Below are 422 nucleotides of genomic sequence, written 5' to 3' on the forward strand. Positions count from 1 at the left end.
GCCATCCTACCCGCAATTGGGGGGCAAACTGATTTATGAGCAGTACTTCGGCGATGAGGTCGGGCTGCTGAGTGAAGAGCGCCGGCAGAAAAACCCGGCTGCCTTTACCCTCGGCCTCAGCTATACCCCCATCCCGCTGGTGACGCTGGGGCTGGATCGCCGGCAGAGTGCGTCCGGCGGCGGGGAAACGTTGTTGAATTTCGGCCTGAACTATCAAATCGGCACCCCGTGGTCAACACAAACTGACCCGGATGCGGTGGCCTTTAAGCGCAGTCTGCAGGGCGGGCGTTATGATCTGGTCGAGCGCAATAACCAGATCGTGTTGGAATACCGCAAGAAAATGCTGATCCGCCTGATGATGGAAGAGCAGATCAGCGGGCGCGGTGGCGCGATTGTGCCGCTGAATGTCAATGTCAGCGCCA

1 protein-coding gene is annotated in these 422 nt (G+C 59.0%); it reads left to right on the forward strand.

Annotated elements, in window-relative coordinates; genetic code table 11:
* Positions 1-16 precede the first annotated feature (16 nt).
* Positions 17-422, forward strand: a 406-nt coding sequence (locus tag Xbed_RS19135) for an inverse autotransporter beta domain-containing protein (RefSeq protein ID WP_244182581.1), incomplete at its 3' end; no start/stop codon positions are given.

It is taken from the genome of Xenorhabdus beddingii, assembly GCF_002127545.1.
GTDB lineage: Bacteria > Pseudomonadota > Gammaproteobacteria > Enterobacterales > Enterobacteriaceae > Xenorhabdus > Xenorhabdus beddingii.